The following is a 17,422-nucleotide window of genomic DNA, read 5'->3' as shown; positions in this document are numbered from 1 at the left end:
GGAATCGAAAATTGCATACCAAAAAGCGGGCTATTCCATACGGAGTTTAGCCCGTTTTTTGTTTTATCCAAATAGATCGCTGGACAAATAACGATCTCCCCGATCACAGATAATAGTAACGATTACCCCCGATTCTATCTGGGAAGCAAGTTGGACAGCAGCCCAGGCAGCACCCCCACTGCTCATTCCAGCAAAAACAGCTTCTTCACGGGCCAGACGCCGGGTCATTCCCACGGCATCATCCTGACTGACCTCAATAACCTTGTCCACCCTACTTGCATCAAAAATCTTAGGAAGATAGGCCTGGGGCCATTTTCTAATACCGGGGATACTGGACCCATCCGTGGGCTGACAGCCAACGATCTGAACGTGAGCATTCTGCTCTTTCAAATAGCGGGAAACACCCATAATGGTTCCGGTAGTCCCCATAGAGGACACGAAATGAGTAATCTTCCCCTTGGTGTCTTTCCATATTTCGGGTCCGGTAGTTCCATAATGTGCTTTCCAGTTGTCCTCATTAGCAAACTGATTGAGCATAAAATATCCAGACTCTTCTGCCTTTTGATCGGCATAATCCCGGGATGCTTCTATGGATTCTTTCAAGGTAACTTTGGCGCCAAAAGCCTCCATGGTCAAAACCCGCTCCCGGGTAGAATTTTCTGGCATAACCAGTTCTATGGGGATACGGAAAAGACTGGCGATCATCGCTAGGGCAATCCCTGTATTGCCACTGGTAGCCTCGATAAGGGTAACGCCGGGCTGAAGATCTCCCCGCTCCATAGCTCCTTTGATCATTGCGTAAGCCGCTCTGTCCTTTACACTTCCCCCCGGATTATTCCCCTCCAGCTTACCGTAAATTTTAACATTTGGATTGGGATTGATATGATCCAGATCTACTAAGGGGGTATTGCCTACTAACTGAAGAAGGGATGACATAATGCAGAAATAAATAGAATAAAATTAAAATAATAGTTTAAATAATCAGATTGATCATTTACCAGTAAAAAATAGTAAGGTCCCCAAGAGGAAATCACTGATTGAACTTCCATGGTCACCTTTGGCGATTGGCACTAATTGTACATCCGGTGCACCTAGTTTCACCATGGCGTCATATGCATTTTGAGAATTAAAGAAAAACACCAGTTGATCATTTGTACCATGGTATAGTCTCGTTGGTGTTTTGGGCCTCCAGTTGTAAACGTCATTATCCTGCGTAGCCGCAAAGAAGCCTGTCTCCGTCCCATCTGCAACCGCTTTACGAAAGGATTCTGTTAATATAGAATTGAAACTTACGGAGATAGGATAAGCCACTCCGGAAGCCTTAATACCCGCTGCATAAGGTTCTTTAAAATAGTATTCCATAGGCTTGTTAAGCTTATAAATTCTATCATAAGTGAGCATTACCCAAAGGTAAAGTTTGTTGGAAGAGGCCATTCCGTGAGTATCCTGGTTTACAACATACTTCATAAAGGACGTTTTATCGTAGGCTCCTGCTCCGCAACTGGACGCTACCAAATTAAACTCTCCCGGCGCATTTTCCTCTAGCTCCTTTTGAAGCGACATGGTGGCAAATCCCCCTTCCGAGTAACCCGCCAGAAAAAGTTTCTGATTCCATTTTACGGCCGACTGCTTGGCAATCATTTCTTTTACGGCTCGGAGCATATCGGCAGAAGCAGATGCCAGGCTTGCCCGATGCTCGTATGGGTGGGGCAGGCTGGAAGAAGCTCCATATCCTATATAATCGGGATAGGAAATGATATAGCCTAAGGAGCCAAATAAGGTTCCGAAGGTGGCTGCTTCTGAACCTTCATTAAAGTTAGACGGTGCCTGATCGTCGGACTCTATGGTTCCATGCTGAACACTGAGCATAGAAACATCTTCCGTCGTTTCAGGCAATATCACGGCTCCGGAGGCTGTAATATCCTCTCCATCGGTATTCTTGGTATGATAGGTTAGCCTATATACCTTCACGCCATTTTTGACATAAGCCGCTATCAGCGGTGATAGTTTAGATGCCTCTGCTACGAGTTCTGCCTTGGTAAAACTTTTTATTTCGGTACTTGTTACCAGATACTGATCGCTATCCGGATCGGGCTCATTGCCCTCATTCTTACAAGATTGGAAAATAATTAAGAACCAGAGTACTAAAAAAGAATACTTCAGGATGAAGCGTTTACCCGATCCAAATGGATTCATATCTGACATATTTTCAACTATTTGATTTTAAGGTGATCTGTTAAATAAGTCAAAGATTATATCTTTTGGTTTTGTGACCTGCCATATCTTAAACCTTGCTCATATACCAACGGATCATTCGTGCCGTTGCATCCGGACGCTCGATCATACCCATATGGCCGGCTTCCGCCAAGATAAACGGATAGCATTGTGCGGGGAGGGTTGACAGATCCATACCCGACTCAAAGGGAACAAAATTATCTTCCATACCCAAAATGATGAGCACCGGAACATTTATTGTTTTTAATACTTCCTGCTGATCACTCCGCTCCCGCATTGCGTGAATGCCCGAGACAAGGGCTTCCTCGGGAAGTTTGGCAAAGAAATCAACATGTTCCTGCACCTTATCAGGATGCAAAGACCTATAACGCGTTCCAAATAGATTTGGTGCCGTGTTTTTCATAAATGAAGCCGTACCATAGGTTCTTAATAAGGACACCATTTGGTTTCGTTGATGCTTCTTAGCCTCATCGTCGGCCAAAGCTGTAGAATGAAATAATCCAAATCCCTGCAGCATTTCAGGATATTTTTTGGCAAAGGCAAGGCCTATATAACCTCCCATGGAATGGCCAATTAAGGTGCAGCGTTGAATATTTGCATTGGTAAGTAGCCTATACAGTTCATCCGCATAGTCTTCAACAGTCTGGCAGGAAGTAAGTAAAGATATATTTGGTCTTATAATGGTAAAGGAATCATTTAAAATAGCATCCAGCTGATCCCAGATGCTGTCATCCATTCCATGACCGTGCAACAGAACCAAAGTTTTGCGTTGAAATATCATAGCGTCGAAAAATTAAGTTGAGATATATTTTGAATAAATATACAGAAAGCCCTCCGATTCACGACGAGAACTGGGTTATTCTTAATAAAAAATGCTCAATTTCCAGTACTCAGTTTCATTAGTTCACACAATTACCAATCCTTGAAAAGTGAAATTTCTAACCCAGACTTATTTCCTTCTGTCCTAGATCGGCGCCATGGCTGGGTCTAAAGACGTAGAATATATCCATTCCAAAAAATGGAGCGAATGGTGAAAAGAACAGAAAAAAACCATATTTCTTTTTAAGGAAATATGGTTTGTCTTATGGGCTGGAGCAAGCAATTTTCTTCCACAGCCTATTCAGTAGTTAACTGATTAAGCCTTTCCTCCCCTCAAAAATTGAGAACCAGAACTTATGTCAGGCCTTATTTTCGGATATATCTTTCAGGGCTTCATCCCTTAAACTCCTCCTTAATATTTTCCCTACATTACTTTTGGGTAATTCTTCCCTAAATTCGATTTGTTTAGGACGCTTATAGCCCGTAAAATTCACTTTGCAATAATCATTGATTGCCTGTTCAGTCAACCCATCATCCTTTTTAACAATAAATAACTTTACCGACTCACCGGAATGCTCATCGGGCACACCCACACAGGCCACTTCTAATACACCTGGGCATTGCGCCATGATCTCCTCTATTTCGTTTGGGTATACATTAAACCCTGAAACGAGGATCATATCTTTCTTACGGTCTACTATTTTGAAGAAACCATCGGAATCCTGGATTCCAATATCTCCTGTTTTAAACCATTTTCCCGATTCATCCACATGAAAAACCTTAGCCGTTTCTCCTGGGCGGTTGTAATATCCATCCATAACCTGCGGCCCCTGAGCACAAATTTCACCCCTTTCTCCCACCTCGGCCCAGGTATTGTCATCACGAAGTATCTTCATGTCGGTACTTGGGATAGGTACTCCTATCGTACCAATCCGCTCCTGACCGTTAAGCAGGTTCACCGATAGCACCGGAGAGGTTTCAGATAGACCATAACCTTCTACCAAGTGACAGCCTGTAGTTTTTAACCAGTTTTCGGCGACCACTCTTTGAAGGGCCATCCCCCCGGCAATGGTAATCTTCAGGGAATCGAAGTTCTGTTTTCTAAAGGCTTCATTATTAAGCATGCCATTGAAAAGGGTGTTTAACCCAGGAAATATATGAATCTTATATTTCCCCCACTCTTTCACAAAGGCGGGCATATCTCGTGGATTTGTGATTAATACATTATGTCCGCCCCATTTCAGTGCACATAGTGCATTGACTGTCATGGCAAATACATGATATAATGGCAGCGGGGCTATGAGGGTAATTTGTTCCTTCATTTTTGACAAGCCCTCCGACGACATCATCCACTCATTAATTCCCTCTACATTAGCCAGCAGATTCCGGTGCGTTAGCATAGCCCCTTTAGACACTCCAGTGGTCCCTCCTGTATACTGGATAAAAGCCAGGTCGGAACCCGCCACTTTGGGGCGCTGATAGGGCAAATGAGCTCCCTCTGAAAGGACCTTATTGAAGGATATGGTGTTAGCAATGTGGTAAGCAGGCACCATTTTCTTTATATACTTCACTACTGCATTGACCAGCAGACGCTTCGGAAAACCCAGCAAGTCACCAATCTCAGTGATAATAACATGTTTGATTTGAGTTTGGCCCAGAATTTTCTCGAGATTCACCGCAAAATTAGCGAGAATAACCACGGCCGAAGCCCCGGAATCCTTGAACTGGTGGAGCATCTCCCTGCTAGTGTACAGGGGATTAGTATTTACGATGACCAGACCCGCCCTAATAGCTCCCAGCATGGCCACAGGAAACTGGAGCAAATTGGGCATTTGTATGGCAATCCGATCTCCGGGCACCAACCCTAAGGACTGCAAATAAGCGGCAAAATGCAGACTCAGCCGGTCCAAATCAGCGTAGCTGAGGCTTTTGTCCATATTTGTATAGGCCTTTTTATCGGGATGAGTGGCCACGCTCGTTTCTATCAGCTCTATTAATGAGACGTATGCATCTGGATTAATTTGATGGGGGACACCCGGTGCATAGAATTTATACCATGGGTGCTCTTGCGATTTATTGTCATTCATTTCAATACAAGGTTGGGTGGTAAGATTTCTCGGATTAATTTAATAATATAAATTAATTTTTTGATTATTCCGATCTATTTTGTTTTTAAACCCGTTCGCCTGGCTCAACTACCCTGTACTTTTTTCTGCCATTCTTTTCGGGGAAGTTCCCATAACCACAGTGCTCCTTCATCGGTATCATTCACATCCTGAGTTTGCTGAAACCCCAAATTGTGTAAAAGTTTGGTAGAAGCATTTTCTTCAGCCAGCGTGTGGGCAATAACTTTGTGAACACCTTTACTACCAAAAGCGTGATCCACTAATCCCCGCGCGGTTTCCGTGGCCAACCCCTTCCCCCTTAAGGAGGGCATGATCTCATAGCCTATCTCGACAATACCGCTAGAATCTGGCTCCCCCTTATATCCGCAACTGCCAATAAGCTGGTTGTGTTCCTTGTGGATGGTAAGATATACCCACCATTCACGTACCGGTGGATGTGCTTTCCATCGGTCATAAGAAGGGGAAAAAGTATCTCTAAATTCTGTCCACCTTTTAGGAACATTTGCGCCAATTACCCTGGCCAACACATTATTTCCCATTTTAATGGCATCGAAGAGCGTGTCATCACAGGGCACCAGCCTTAACTTTGGGGTTTCAATCATACCTTTCTATAATTTATATCGTATCTGCTATTAGACTATGTCTTCATCAAAACGGTCGCTAATTATTTTCCGTATGGCCTGATGGGGTCTTAGTCTAGGAGACTTATTAGATCGGGCAAAGACACGATCAGTATCGGTATTGGAGCGGGCCTTGATAGCTAAATTAGCGGAAGAAAGATGCTGGCGGCGCCACTGGGCATACTCCTCCTCCGTCATCACATCTCGGGCCACCTTACCACGGGCATACCCGTCCGCATATTGATTCCCACGGCTATCGCTCCAGGCGATGCGCTGCTCTTTCTCCAAGTACTCAAGCTCTTTTTTTAAGTCAATTTCTTCCGTTCTGATATCCCATAAGGGTTCCAGCATTTTTAATTCATTTTCACAAATACTTTTTTCTGCTCCATGACGTGCCACCATTAAGCGAATCGGTTCGGCCAGTCGTAATAACTTTTTCCTTCGGCGCTGCAACACCCATAAGCGAGGATCTATTTGACACCAACGGAGCCAAAACGCCTGCAGGACAGGCAATGCCATACCCAAAGAAACGGCACCAGCCACAGCGAACAAAACTCCACTTAGCACAAATGATAGCAAAGCCCAAGGACTATTAACCAAAGTGAGGCTCAACTGATCGGACTCCCTTAAAGCGGATTCAATTTTATCGGTAATCTCAGGGCTGTCTATAGGAGTTCCTGTAAGTGGATCTATAGCATTAAGCTGAAGATTCTTAACAGACTTATTAATAGCCTCTTTCAATTTATCTGTCCGATAGGCTTCATATCGAAACCAACCTAAAACGGTAAGTGTCAGAATGGCGAAAATCGACAAAATCAGTTTGAATCGCGCATAACGTTTTTGGGTACCATCGGAACTGATGGCATGATAAGGCCCTTCAATCAGCCGATCGTAAGCAGGCTTCAGTAATACTGATAGCATGGCCAAACCAATCGCAAATGCCCAGGCTTCATTAGGATTTCGGATATTGAGCGCATAGGCAACAATTTCATGGGAGATGATCAGATCGCCAGCTATAAAGGAAATCCCCGCTACTAAGAAGATTAATCCAGCAACCAGGGAATAATGCGGCGCATTTTTTTCTCTACGTTTTTTTAAAATTTCCTGCTCAGCCAGTCCATTATCGAGTGCTAACTCAATTTCGGTAAGTTTTGTTTTATGCGCAAGCAGTGCCGTCTGCTCGCCTTGCAACCGATCGAAGGCTTGCTTCTGTCTGACAGAATTTTCCTGCATGCGCGCCTGCACCTGAGTGAGCCTAATTTTTCTATCAGCAATCTGAGAAGTCAACCATTCATAGTCAGACTGGCTTTTCAGGTACGCTTCATAGGTATGCCGTTCGAGCCCCTCCAACCCATTGGTATATCCCTGACTATAATCGTTATGCTGTAGTTCTGAGTTTGGTTCCATTTACTATTTCATTGCTATTTGATACGGAAGAAAGACTGCCTTCTATTGAAGGGATTCTTACTCCCGACTGTCCTGAATAAAATTCAACTCTTTTCCTGACAACTGCCCTTTCAAACCGCGGGCGAGATAATATTCGCTCTCAAAAATTTTGATCAACATATCGCGTTGGGCCAACAACTCTTCTCTTTGCGCTTCGGCAACACCTTGCTCGCGCAGGGCTTGCCAACGCTTTACTCTCAGCTGACTCATCTCTTCTTCCAAAATCCTTAATTCGTCTATCCACGCTTGCCGAAGCCCTTTAGCCTTCCTTTGCTCCGTCTTCTGTTTTAGCCAGGATTGAATATTCTTATGTATCAGTGTAACGTTGCTTAAAAGGAGTTTCCCTGAGAACAAGAATAGGAAAAGAACAAAGACGAATTGACCCCAGGCCTGCCACACCTGTTGATATTGCAGACTATGCACCAGCACAAAACTGGCTGCGGCAAGAGGTAAGCCTAGTTCTTCGATCAGAACCCGCCATGAAACTTTTTTTTCGGTATCGTGAAAAAATGAAAGGGGACTAAACAAATTGAACATGCCTGCACAAAAAACGCCAAGGGCGATCAGTGGAGTACCCGGATACGATGGCAGCAAAGCATTGTAGATCAAAAAATAATTACTAAAGCACACAACAGTACTCAACAGCAAGCCAAGCAGGGTTCTGGGTAGATAATGATCCTGAGAGAGGCTAGAATGAACCTCCTGTCCTATACATTTTTTCAGATCCTGTATACCTTCGTCCTTTTGTCCGATAAAAAGATTATACTCCTGAATTTCTTCATTCTTCTGTTCAATCTGCCCTCTTAGACCAGCGGAAATTTGGTAAAAATAATGCTGGATAATTTCAGTCTTTTCAGTAGGATCGGACCCCGACAGGCCAAATAAGATACCCTCATCTCTCAGGGTATCCTCATCTGTCAACCAGGTAGGAGCCTGCACAGTTTCCCTGACCCGCTGCATTGGATCTACTGGTTGGCCGGCAACGGAGGGTGTAATCTCCCCCTCTTCGCCCGGTATCGAAAGATCCTGGGATGCTGATGGAGACGCCGAATATGGTTCTTCGGCCTTTGTCGCATTCCGAGTGAACCATGCCAATAATTTATTTTTTATTGCAGTCATACTAATTTAGAGCGTTGAGCTACTATCCATCAAAACAAGTATAGGAGCACCAATATTGTGATGGCGATTGATTAAAAATTGCTATCGGATGGGGGAGCTTAAAGGAATATTCTTTGGAGGGCTTCCCAAAGCTTCCTTTTATTTTCCTTATTTGACTCAATGGCTGGCAGGGGATCGGCGAGCAGAAACCAGACCCCGTCGATAAATTTAGGAATGTATGGAGTAAGCACCACATCGATCTGAAGCCTTATCAGCGGCACCCCAAAGCTAATGAGGTGACTCACTTTATGACCAGAGAGAACCAGACGGGCATCTTTGTTTTGCAAATAGCTATAATTGATGACATCAGACATTTCCTTGGATCGCCCTACCGCCTTTAAAATATTGGTCAGTAAGGTCGTCTCCGAAGCGGACAAGTCCGGACGCTCGGCTACATCTGTCAAAATCAAAAGCGGATGCTTGATCTCAGGAAAGGGCACCTCGGGCGTAACGGGAGCAGAGGATACCCTTTGCTGCGGAGCAGTAGTGGCTGGGCGCGCCGCCACCTGTCCACGGTCTGCATCTGGCTCCTGCGGCTTACCAGTAGTTACAGACCCTGCCGGTTCCTCCATGCGGAAAAGAATTTCATTTTCGTACAAAATCTGATACAGACTCATGGCAGACGCTTAATTTAACCCAATTATTTACCCAAATTTACGGGTTCTAAACTCCATATTCCAATTTTTTGAGACTGGGCCTTCTGTTCTAGCCTATCGTAGTTTTTATCGGACGAGTATTTTTTAAAATGTACCGCCAGTCCCTTTTGAACTAATGTTTTATTTAGAACTTCCCCATTACTGAGAACTACCTCTCCTAAAAGTCGGCCATATCGGTCAAATTTGTTTTCATGTCGGATTTCAACTTTCTGCCGAAAACAACGGTCCGACACATATTGTTTGGCGACTTTGTAATAAGGTTTCCCTCTTTCTGGACAGTTGATATGCAAAAACCGAATGCGCAGAGGTTTTCCCGTTCTCTGTCCGGCACCCTTGCCTGTATACAGAAGTTTGAGTTCAATCGTGTCCCCATCCTGAATGGCGATCACTTCGGCTATCAGCGGTTGAGGCAGCCTGGAGGTGCTGGAAATGGATTGTCCGCAACTGCCGGATGCAAACAAAAAAACGAGAATAATACTGTAAAAAGAAGATTTAAGCAAAGGAGGTAAATGCACTGATAAAAATAGCTTTTATTTAACGAATAAGAAGTTACAGAAATAGCACTTGAAGCATTTCTGGTACGAAGGTAAGACCGTTTGGGCAATTTCTCCTAAAAACAACAGGAATATGGATTTAGCCCTTCACAGCCAGGAGGGAAGTCATTCAATAAACCTACCGGTCCATTCGGGGCGTGGCATTGCACAACTGCCAGATTGCCCCATTAAATGCTGCCGGTTGCGAGCCACCCAATCATAAATACGGTCGCGAAGGCAACGGGGGAGTAATTCCAGCAAAGAAAGTATACGCCAACCTCCTCCAAAATATCGAAATACCCTGAGAATGCCCGTTGATTTTTCAAATAAGACTCCATTTTCCAGATATAGGAAAGTTTCGAAATCTTGGAGCGCCCTACCCTGCGACCTTAGCATCTCCTGTCCAAATGCGGACTGAAGTGAGCTAAAACGGAGGGCGCCTTTACGATCCCACCGAAGTAGCAAAAGCACGAAACGATTACACAGAGCACAATCTCCATCATAAAAAATGATATGATCTGTTGACATAGTTGGTTCGATCATCACGCGTATGTAAAAAATATACAACCAAATTTACGAACTAAAAAATCCCTTCTTTTCTGGCACTTTTATTTTCCTATACCTAAAAAAGAAAACTCCCTCGCGCAGATGGCAGGGAGTTTTTTGTATTTTGGTTTAGTGGTATGCATCAGGAGCCGCAGGCTTCGCATCCTTCGGGATCATCGAGCGAGCACTGCATATCGGCACGGGAATCGCGCACGGGTAAGGGCTTGGCATGTGACTCTGCATAGGCAGCGTAGTTGAGCTCTTTCTCGGCTATTGCTGTGGTAGCGGGTTCCAATTGCCTTTCCGACTGCTTGCCCAGGGTAAACTGTACCGGATCGGAAGCCGCACGGGTACGCAGATAATACATTCCTGTTTTCAGACCTTTCTTCCAAGCATAAAAATGCATGGAGGTAAGCTTGCCAAAATTAGCCTCTTCCATAAATATATTTAAGGACTGGGACTGACAAATAAATGCTCCCCGGTCGGCAGACATATCCAGTAGGCTACGTTGCTTTATTTCCCAGGCGGTTTTATAAAGATCCTTGATATTTTGAGGGATATTAGGAATGGCCTGTACCGACCCACTCGTCCGCACCAGGTTGTTTTTCATTTCTTCATTCCACAATCCTTGCTTCACCAGATCCTTCAGAAGATATTTATTTACTACTACGAACTCTCCCGACAAAACCCTTCTGACATAAATATTGGACGTAAAAGGCTCAAAGCACTCATTATTACCGAGTATCTGACTGGTAGAAGCGGTAGGCATAGGAGCCAACAATAAGGAGTTACGGACCCCATTCTGAATGACTTCCTTGCGGAGTTTTTCCCAATCCCAACGATTGCTGTCAGGGGTAACACCCCACATATCGAACTGGAAAATACCTTGAGAAATAGGGCTTCCTTCCCAGGTCTGATAAGGTCCCTCCTCCTTGGCCAGTTCCATAGAGGCTTCCATCGCGCCAAAATAAATAGTTTCGAAAATATCTTTATTGAGCTGGCGAGCCTCTTCGGAATCAAAGGGCATACGCAACATACAGAAAGAATCCGCTAGTCCCTGAACACCAATTCCGATGGGCCGATGGCGCTTGTTACTACGCTCAGCCTCCGGGATTGGATAGTAATTCAGATCAATAATCCTGTTCAAGTTCCGGGTAATCACCTTCGTGATTTGGTATAACTTTTGGTGATCGAAATGCAAGAATCCATCTGTCCCCTCCTGCACAAACTTAGGCAAAGCAATAGATGCCAGGTTACATACCGCTGTTTCGTCTGGGGCAGTATATTCTATAATTTCCGTACATAGGTTCGATGATTTGATCGTCCCCAAATTTTTCTGGTTAGACTTACTATTGGCGTGGTCCTTATATAGCATATAAGGAGTTCCTGTTTCGATCTGCGACTCCATGATGGCGAACCATAGATCTTGGGCCTTAATAGTCTTACGAGCCTTACCCTCTAGTTCATATTGATGGTAGAGCTTTTCGAAGGCTTCACTATGGCAATCGGAGAGTCCCGGGCATTCATGTGGGTCGAATAGGGACCAGGTATCGTTACTTTCAACCCTTTTCATGAAAAGATCAGGAATCCAAAGGGCGTAAAATAAGTCCCTTGCACGCTGCTCTTCCTTACCATGATTTTTCTTCAGGTCAAGAAAATCGAAGATATCGGCATGCCAAGGTTCCATATAAATAGCAAATGAGCCTTTCCGCTTTCCACCTCCCTGATCCACGTATCTCGCCGTATCATTAAATACCCTTAACATAGGCACGATTCCATTGGAAACTCCATTTGTGCCTTTGATATAGGACCCGGTGGCGCGAATGTCGTGGATACTTAATCCAATGCCACCTGCCGACTGGGATATCATTGCACAATCTTTCAGTGTATCATAAATTCCGCTGATGCTATCCTCTTTGACCGTCAGTAAGAAACAGGAGGACATCTGTGGCTTAGGTGTACCTGCATTAAATAAGGTTGGGGTGGCATGAGTAAACCATTTTTCCGACAACAAATGATAGGTTTCTATGGCCGACTGTACATCAGTCTGGTGGATGCCCACGGCTACCCGCATCAACATATGCTGGGGGCGTTCTACAATTTTGCCTTCCACCTTAAGGAGATAGGATTTCTCCAGGGTCTTATAACCAAAATAGTCGTATCCATAATCCCGGTCATAAATGATAGTAGAGTCGAGTAAGGAGGCGTTTTTCCTGATTACCTCATAAACTTCTTTTGATATAAGGGAGGCATTCTCTCCTGTTTTTTCGTCTATATAAGTATAAAGTCTTTTCATGGTAGCAGAAAAAGACTTTAAGGTATTTTTATGTAAGTTAGATATTGCCACCCGGGCCGCCAGAATGGCATAATCGGGGTGTTTGGTTGTCATAGAAGCAGCCGTTTCCGCCGCCAGATTATCGAGTTCAGCCGTGGTCACGCCATCGTAAATACCGGAAACAACTTTCTTCGCTACTTCTACCGGCTGAACAAAGTTAGGATCCAATCCGTAGCTCAATTTTTCAATCCGAGCCGTCACCTTGTCGAATTTGACAGACTCACGGCGTCCATCACGCTTTATGACATACATTGACATGGTAAAATATTGTTTTATAAGATGTTAGAAATTTCTTTAATACTCAAGCAGGGTCTTTGGCAACGCCAAAAAACATTTGAAATAACAGTAATTTAACGTAAAAACCAATCCATATCAGGTCTCCCCAAAATGGGAATCCGCCAACAAATGTGTTAAGAAATTGTTAAAAATCTAATTTCAAGAAGGTTACCGGCATATTAAGTCATCGGGACTGCCCAAAAAAAAATAAAAAAAAATTATTTACCGGATAGAAAAATAAAAAGTCCACAAAATGGGAAACTTTTTCCCACTACAAAATTTAATAATAGTTGATTTACAAATACTTAAATAGATTTATTTGTAAACTTTTAAAAATCTCGACCATCCAATATGCAATAATATGGAAACACAAACACATTTAATAACCTATTTTTATTCAGGCAAAATTCCCATTCTAACGCTTTTAACCCTGACTACCCTATGGAATCAAATCAGATGAACCGAAGGACTTTTCTTGAGTCGGTAAGCGGAGCAGCCACATATATGGCCTCTCTCCCCTTATTAGCCTCCTTACCCACTTCAAAAATAAATGCCCCTTTTCAAATACCCCTAGGCGTGTTTGCTGCCTACCGCCATGCGGAGTATCTCAGGGGGCTGGGCTGCACCTACATTGAAGAGGCCGTAGGCCGATTCCTGGTTCCGGGCCCCAACGACCCTGACTTTACGATGAATAAGGCTCAGCTAGAAAATTTAAAATTCCCCATCTGGTCTTATGTAGTACTATTACCTGCAGAAATGAAAACGGTGGGCTCCGACCTCAAACATGAAGAAGCTCTGCTCCGAACAGAACTGGCCCTAAAACGCGCTAAAGAATGCGGATCGTCTTACATCGTATTTGGAAGTGGTGGAGCCAGGAATATTCCAGAAGGTTTTGACAGAGCCACGGCACTCAGGCAGCATATAGCCTTATGCCGCCGCATGGCTCCATTGGCCGAAAAGTATGGTGTTACCATCGCTATAGAACCCTTAAACAAAGGAGAAACAAATTTCATCAATAGCCTTGCCGAAGGTGTAGAGATTGTAAAAGCCGTCAATAGCCCCAAAGTAAAGCTACTTTGCGACATTTACCATATGCTTGTTGAGGAAGAGCCGGCCTCGGAAATTATCCGTTTTGGCCAACATATTGTGCACTGCCATATCGCCGAAAAAGAGGCCCGGACCCCTCCAGGAGAGAAAGGCGATAATTTCCGCCCTTACTTGAGCGCCTTAAAACAAATTGGCTATCAGGGAGGTTTGTCAATAGAATGTTTCCATTATGATAATTTCGACAGCCAGATTCGAAAAGGAATATTGGAATTACAAAAGCAGATCAGCGAAGTCTAAAAATAACTGACGCTCAATTTATTAAAATATAACGCAGTATTATTTGCGGAGTCAAATATTAATTTTTACTTTTGCATTCCTTTTTGAGAATTGTATAGAACACAAAATACCATATAACAATGAAAAAAGATATTCATCCCAATTATAGAGAAGTGATTTTCTGGGATCTATCAAGCGATTTCAAATTCATCACTCGCTCGACTATTGAAACGAACGAAACATTGGATTGGGAAGACGGTAAAACATACCCTGTGTACAAGGTCGAGGTTTCATCTAAATCACACCCCTTCTACACCGGTAAAAATGTACTGGTTGATACCGCAGGTCGTGTGGATAAATTCAGAAAACGCTATAACAAATAATAGTTACGGCTATTTTTTTGGTAAAGTATATAAGCAGTCTCTTTGGTTCAGCCAAAAGAGGCTGCTTTCTTATTGGTGGGTAAAAAAAAATCAGCGACCTTTGGCGTATTATTTTCACTACGACCTATGCCAGATATAGTTTTTTTTGACGACCACACACTTCGCTTACAACTTCGTCCCTTTACTTTTACCCGGCCAATAGCTGCCCTGAGATGTGGCATACAAACCATTGCTGAAAAATGGGCGCTACGCATCCAGGGATCTGTTTTTTATCTTACAGAAGACTACCTTCAGGATAAATTTAAGGCCGCCCCCGCTGGGCTCCAGTTGCATATCAATGGCGCCCTCTGCCCCAATGAGGCTTTGGTAGAGGCTATTATCAACCTATCTGCAGGTCAGAAGCTCCATTCTAATGAAGGAGAACTACTCGCTTATTATGCGGATGGGCGGAACGACCTGGCCAACCTAAAAATGATTCCCTATCCTGGACCTTTCACTATGATCAGGCATCCCTGGGAGTTATTTCTCTATAATGGAGCACAAATCGTGGAGGATTATCGATTTCTGATTACCGGACGGCAAAGTTCAGAGATCAATGATCCGTTTACGAGGTGCTATGCGCCTGAGAACATATTCGTTGAGCCAGGGGCCGATATTAAAGCGGCGATATTGAATGCTGAAAACGGACCCATTTATATTGGACGTAACACGCTGGTACAGGAAGGCGCCAGCATCCAGGGCCCTTTTGCCATGGGAGAAGGCAGCACCGTCGCTCAAGGGGCCAAAATCCGCCCTAATACCACGATTGGCCCTTACTGTAAGGTAGGAGGCGAAGTGAGCAATTCGGTAATTTTAGGCTATAGTAACAAGGGCCACGATGGCTATCTGGGCAATTCTGTTTTGGGAGAATGGTGTAATCTAGGGGCCAATACGAATAATTCGAATCTGAAAAATGACCATAGCACTGTCAGTATTTACAGCTACAAATCAGGAGGCCTGGCAGACACAGGTCTGGTCAATTGTGGCCTTATGATGGGCGATTACTCTAAGTCTGGCATTTCGACCATGTTTAATACAGGCACGGTAGTCGGGGTTAATGTGAATGTATTTGGAGCAGGCTTTCAGCCGAAGTATATTCCCTCATTTAGCTGGGGAGGAGGGGCCGAAGGCTTTGCACTTTACCGCCTGCACAAGGCCTTAATTGTTGCCAAGGATACCTGTCAGCGACGAAATGTCATATTTGGGGAACAGGAAGAACAAATATTAACCCGTATATTTGAAATGGCAAGGAGCGAACAGGAGTTAGCTCAGTCGTAAAACCTGTAAATAAAAGCAGAAAGTGCTATTTAATGACATTCCTGGCCTTGATCCCATCAAAGCCACTCTGAAAAGATCGGTAGCCACGAGCCATTTGGCACATGCACTACTCTTCGACAGCACCGTGGGCGGAGCAGGCCTAGCTATGGGACTGGCTTTTGCCACCTACATCAATTGCGAAAATAGATCCGCGGAAGATGCTTGTGGTGTTTGCCCATCCTGCATTAAGATGCAGAAATTGATCCATCCGGACTTTCATTTTATTTTCCCTATTGCTAGCTCAAAAAAAATTGGGGGTAATACCTCAGAAGCGTTTTTACCACTCTGGAGGAGCTTTCTTAGCGAAGGCCCCTACCGTACCCTACCCCAGTGGCTGGATTATATGGGCGCAGAAAATAAGCAGGGCAATATTTCAGTAGAAGAATCGCGGGGAGTGTTGCGTAAATTATCGGTAAAGGCTTATGAAGGAGAATATAAAATCCTAATGATATGGAAGGCCGATATCATGAACGCTTCTTCGGCAAATGCCCTGCTAAAAATATTGGAGGAACCCCCTGAGAAGACTTTATTTCTGATCATTAGTGATCAGTCTGACCGCTTGCTAACGACCATTCTATCCCGGACGCAGCGCATCCACATCCCAGCATTTTCCGACCGCCAAGTAATGGAATATCTGGTACAGCGAGGTTATCCTGAGCCCCTCAGCAAGCAAGCTACCTTTCTTTCTGACGGAAACTTATCGGAGGCACTAACTCTGGTGAAGGAGCAACAAGACGATACTTACGCCCTGTTCGCCGACTGGATGCGGTCATGCTATAAATATGATTTAGCGCGATTGATAGAACTCGCCGACCATTTTGACACCATGAACAAAGAAAGACAGAAGGCCCTGCTAGAATACTCTCTGCGTTTATATAGAGACATGCTGCTGTGGGGACAAGGGGCTGGCGAATTGTTGAGGGTACCAGAAGAAGTACTTACCTTCGTACAAAACTTTTCGAAAGCCGTCTCCTTTGATGCGCTTGGGAAAATGATAGATGAAATAAATAAGGCATATTTGCATATTGAACGAAACGTGCGGGCAAAAATGGTATTTCTGGATTTATCCTTAACCATGGCTCCTTATTTCAAAATTAAATGAAACCAACTCCTGTATTAGAAACCATTGGTGCAACAGACTATGTAGACTTCCCCGAACTGGGTTGGTACTATGCTTCAGCTCGTATTGATTCAGGAGCCACCAGCTCCTCTATTCATTGTTCGAGTGTAAAACTGATTCAGGAAGGTGAAATCACACTACTACGGGTAAAGTTAGATGCCAAACGAGGGGCTCCGGAACATGTATTTACTACCTCCAATTTTAAGGAGACTGTAGTTAAAAACTCCTCCGGCCTGGCCGAGAAGCGTTATGTAATCAAAACGGTGATTGAATTGTTTGGAAAAAAGATAAAAACTGAGTTCTCACTTGCTAACCGTAAAAAAATGCGATTCCCCATCTTATTGGGACGCAAGTTGCTTAAAAACCGCTTTCTGATCGATGTTTCTCAAAAAGACCTTTCTGTAAAAAGAAAGCTTCAACACCATGCCGCTAACCCCTTAACTGGGCAGCAAACCGAATCCTTGCCGCATTCTCTTAAATAGAACTATAA

The 17,422-nt window shown here is 44.0% G+C and carries 16 protein-coding genes; 5 read left to right on the top strand and 11 right to left on the bottom strand.

Annotation, left to right across the window (positions count from 1 at the left end; translation table 11 throughout):
* Positions 1 to 63: 63 nt before the first annotated feature.
* The 11 genes from cysM to X939_RS0109675 all read right to left on the bottom strand — a co-directional run bounded on the left by cysM (position 64) and on the right by X939_RS0109675 (position 12,726).
* Positions 64 to 936: a cysteine synthase CysM gene (cysM, locus tag X939_RS0109725; protein WP_025763068.1), complete on the bottom strand. Its 873-nt coding sequence runs from the start codon at positions 934 to 936 to the stop codon at positions 64 to 66.
* A 54-nt stretch (positions 937 to 990) separates the two neighbouring features.
* Positions 991 to 2,205, bottom strand: coding sequence for an alpha/beta hydrolase family protein (locus X939_RS0109720; RefSeq protein ID WP_025763067.1), 1,215 nt, complete (start codon positions 2,203 to 2,205; stop codon positions 991 to 993).
* Between the two features lie 79 nt (positions 2,206 to 2,284).
* Positions 2,285 to 3,016 (bottom strand): alpha/beta fold hydrolase, encoded by a 732-nt coding sequence (locus X939_RS0109715; protein WP_025763066.1) that lies wholly within the window; start codon positions 3,014 to 3,016, stop codon positions 2,285 to 2,287.
* Between the two features lie 397 nt (positions 3,017 to 3,413).
* On the bottom strand, positions 3,414 to 5,141 hold the full coding sequence (locus X939_RS0109710) for an AMP-binding protein (RefSeq protein ID WP_025763064.1): 1,728 nt from the start codon (positions 5,139 to 5,141) through the stop codon (positions 3,414 to 3,416).
* A gap of 104 nt (positions 5,142 to 5,245) precedes the next feature.
* The gene (locus X939_RS0109705) at positions 5,246 to 5,782 is read right to left on the bottom strand and encodes a GNAT family N-acetyltransferase (RefSeq protein ID WP_025763063.1); all 537 of its coding nucleotides are present in this window, start codon (positions 5,780 to 5,782) and stop codon (positions 5,246 to 5,248) included.
* A gap of 30 nt (positions 5,783 to 5,812) precedes the next feature.
* Complete coding sequence (locus X939_RS0109700; RefSeq protein WP_025763062.1) at positions 5,813 to 7,207, bottom strand: hypothetical protein; 1,395 nt, start codon at positions 7,205 to 7,207, stop codon at positions 5,813 to 5,815.
* Between the two features lie 57 nt (positions 7,208 to 7,264).
* The gene (locus tag X939_RS0109695) at positions 7,265 to 8,365 is read right to left on the bottom strand and encodes a hypothetical protein (protein WP_025763061.1); all 1,101 of its coding nucleotides are present in this window, start codon (positions 8,363 to 8,365) and stop codon (positions 7,265 to 7,267) included.
* Between the two features lie 98 nt (positions 8,366 to 8,463).
* On the bottom strand, positions 8,464 to 9,021 hold the full coding sequence (locus tag X939_RS0109690) for a hypothetical protein (RefSeq protein WP_025763060.1): 558 nt from the start codon (positions 9,019 to 9,021) through the stop codon (positions 8,464 to 8,466).
* Between the two features lie 23 nt (positions 9,022 to 9,044).
* On the bottom strand, positions 9,045 to 9,521 hold the full coding sequence (locus X939_RS0109685; protein ID WP_025763059.1) for a thermonuclease family protein: 477 nt from the start codon (positions 9,519 to 9,521) through the stop codon (positions 9,045 to 9,047).
* 198 nt (positions 9,522 to 9,719) lie between these two features.
* The gene (locus tag X939_RS0109680) at positions 9,720 to 10,136 is read right to left on the bottom strand and encodes a thiol-disulfide oxidoreductase DCC family protein (protein ID WP_025763058.1); all 417 of its coding nucleotides are present in this window, start codon (positions 10,134 to 10,136) and stop codon (positions 9,720 to 9,722) included.
* Positions 10,137 to 10,281: 145 nt separating this feature from the next.
* On the bottom strand, positions 10,282 to 12,726 hold the full coding sequence (locus X939_RS0109675) for a ribonucleoside-diphosphate reductase subunit alpha (RefSeq protein WP_025763057.1): 2,445 nt from the start codon (positions 12,724 to 12,726) through the stop codon (positions 10,282 to 10,284).
* Between the two features lie 465 nt (positions 12,727 to 13,191).
* Between X939_RS0109675 and X939_RS0109670 the strand changes: the two genes are divergently transcribed.
* The 5 genes from X939_RS0109670 (at position 13,192) to X939_RS0109650 (ending at position 17,414) form a co-directional block, all read left to right on the top strand.
* On the top strand, positions 13,192 to 14,094 hold the full coding sequence (locus tag X939_RS0109670; protein ID WP_025763056.1) for a sugar phosphate isomerase/epimerase family protein: 903 nt from the start codon (positions 13,192 to 13,194) through the stop codon (positions 14,092 to 14,094).
* A gap of 119 nt (positions 14,095 to 14,213) precedes the next feature.
* Positions 14,214 to 14,456 carry a type B 50S ribosomal protein L31 gene (locus tag X939_RS0109665; protein ID WP_025763055.1) on the top strand — a complete coding sequence of 81 codons (243 nt, stop codon included), beginning with the start codon at positions 14,214 to 14,216 and terminating at the stop codon, positions 14,454 to 14,456.
* 126 nt (positions 14,457 to 14,582) lie between these two features.
* On the top strand, positions 14,583 to 15,773 hold the full coding sequence (locus X939_RS0109660; RefSeq protein WP_025763054.1) for a putative sugar nucleotidyl transferase: 1,191 nt from the start codon (positions 14,583 to 14,585) through the stop codon (positions 15,771 to 15,773).
* A gap of 22 nt (positions 15,774 to 15,795) precedes the next feature.
* Positions 15,796 to 16,914 carry a DNA polymerase III subunit gene (locus X939_RS0109655; RefSeq protein WP_025763053.1) on the top strand — a complete coding sequence of 373 codons (1,119 nt, stop codon included), beginning with the start codon at positions 15,796 to 15,798 and terminating at the stop codon, positions 16,912 to 16,914.
* Complete coding sequence (locus X939_RS0109650) at positions 16,911 to 17,414, top strand: ATP-dependent zinc protease family protein (protein ID WP_025763052.1); 504 nt, start codon at positions 16,911 to 16,913, stop codon at positions 17,412 to 17,414. Before X939_RS0109655 ends, X939_RS0109650 begins: the two co-directional genes overlap by 4 nt.
* The last annotated feature ends 8 nt before the right edge of the window (positions 17,415 to 17,422 follow it).

The sequence above is a fragment of the Dyadobacter tibetensis Y620-1 genome (genome assembly GCF_000566685.1).
GTDB classification, from domain to species: Bacteria; Bacteroidota; Bacteroidia; order Cytophagales; family Spirosomataceae; genus Dyadobacter; species Dyadobacter tibetensis.
The sequence above is the reverse complement of the archived record's forward strand: the minus strand, read 5'-3'. Positions and strand labels throughout refer to the sequence as shown.

Excerpts from the sequence above, each read along its gene's own strand:
- cysM (WP_025763068.1), bottom strand. The coding sequence starts at position 936 with ATGTCATCCCTTCTTCAGTTAGTAGGCAATACCCCCTTAGTAGATCTG.
- X939_RS0109720 (WP_025763067.1), bottom strand. The coding sequence starts at position 2,205 with ATGTCAGATATGAATCCATTTGGATCGGGTAAACGCTTCATCCTGAAG.
- X939_RS0109715 (WP_025763066.1), bottom strand. The coding sequence starts at position 3,016 with ATGATATTTCAACGCAAAACTTTGGTTCTGTTGCACGGTCATGGAATG.
- X939_RS0109710 (WP_025763064.1), bottom strand. The coding sequence starts at position 5,141 with ATGAATGACAATAAATCGCAAGAGCACCCATGGTATAAATTCTATGCA.
- X939_RS0109705 (WP_025763063.1), bottom strand. The coding sequence starts at position 5,782 with ATGATTGAAACCCCAAAGTTAAGGCTGGTGCCCTGTGATGACACGCTC.
- X939_RS0109700 (WP_025763062.1), bottom strand. The coding sequence starts at position 7,207 with ATGGAACCAAACTCAGAACTACAGCATAACGATTATAGTCAGGGATAT.
- X939_RS0109695 (WP_025763061.1), bottom strand. The coding sequence starts at position 8,365 with ATGACTGCAATAAAAAATAAATTATTGGCATGGTTCACTCGGAATGCG.
- X939_RS0109690 (WP_025763060.1), bottom strand. The coding sequence starts at position 9,021 with ATGAGTCTGTATCAGATTTTGTACGAAAATGAAATTCTTTTCCGCATG.
- X939_RS0109680 (WP_025763058.1), bottom strand. The coding sequence starts at position 10,136 with ATGATCGAACCAACTATGTCAACAGATCATATCATTTTTTATGATGGA.
- X939_RS0109675 (WP_025763057.1), bottom strand. The coding sequence starts at position 12,726 with ATGTATGTCATAAAGCGTGATGGACGCCGTGAGTCTGTCAAATTCGAC.
- X939_RS0109670 (WP_025763056.1), top strand. The coding sequence starts at position 13,192 with ATGGAATCAAATCAGATGAACCGAAGGACTTTTCTTGAGTCGGTAAGC.
- X939_RS0109665 (WP_025763055.1), top strand. The coding sequence starts at position 14,214 with ATGAAAAAAGATATTCATCCCAATTATAGAGAAGTGATTTTCTGGGAT.
- X939_RS0109660 (WP_025763054.1), top strand. The coding sequence starts at position 14,583 with ATGCCAGATATAGTTTTTTTTGACGACCACACACTTCGCTTACAACTT.
- X939_RS0109650 (WP_025763052.1), top strand. The coding sequence starts at position 16,911 with ATGAAACCAACTCCTGTATTAGAAACCATTGGTGCAACAGACTATGTA.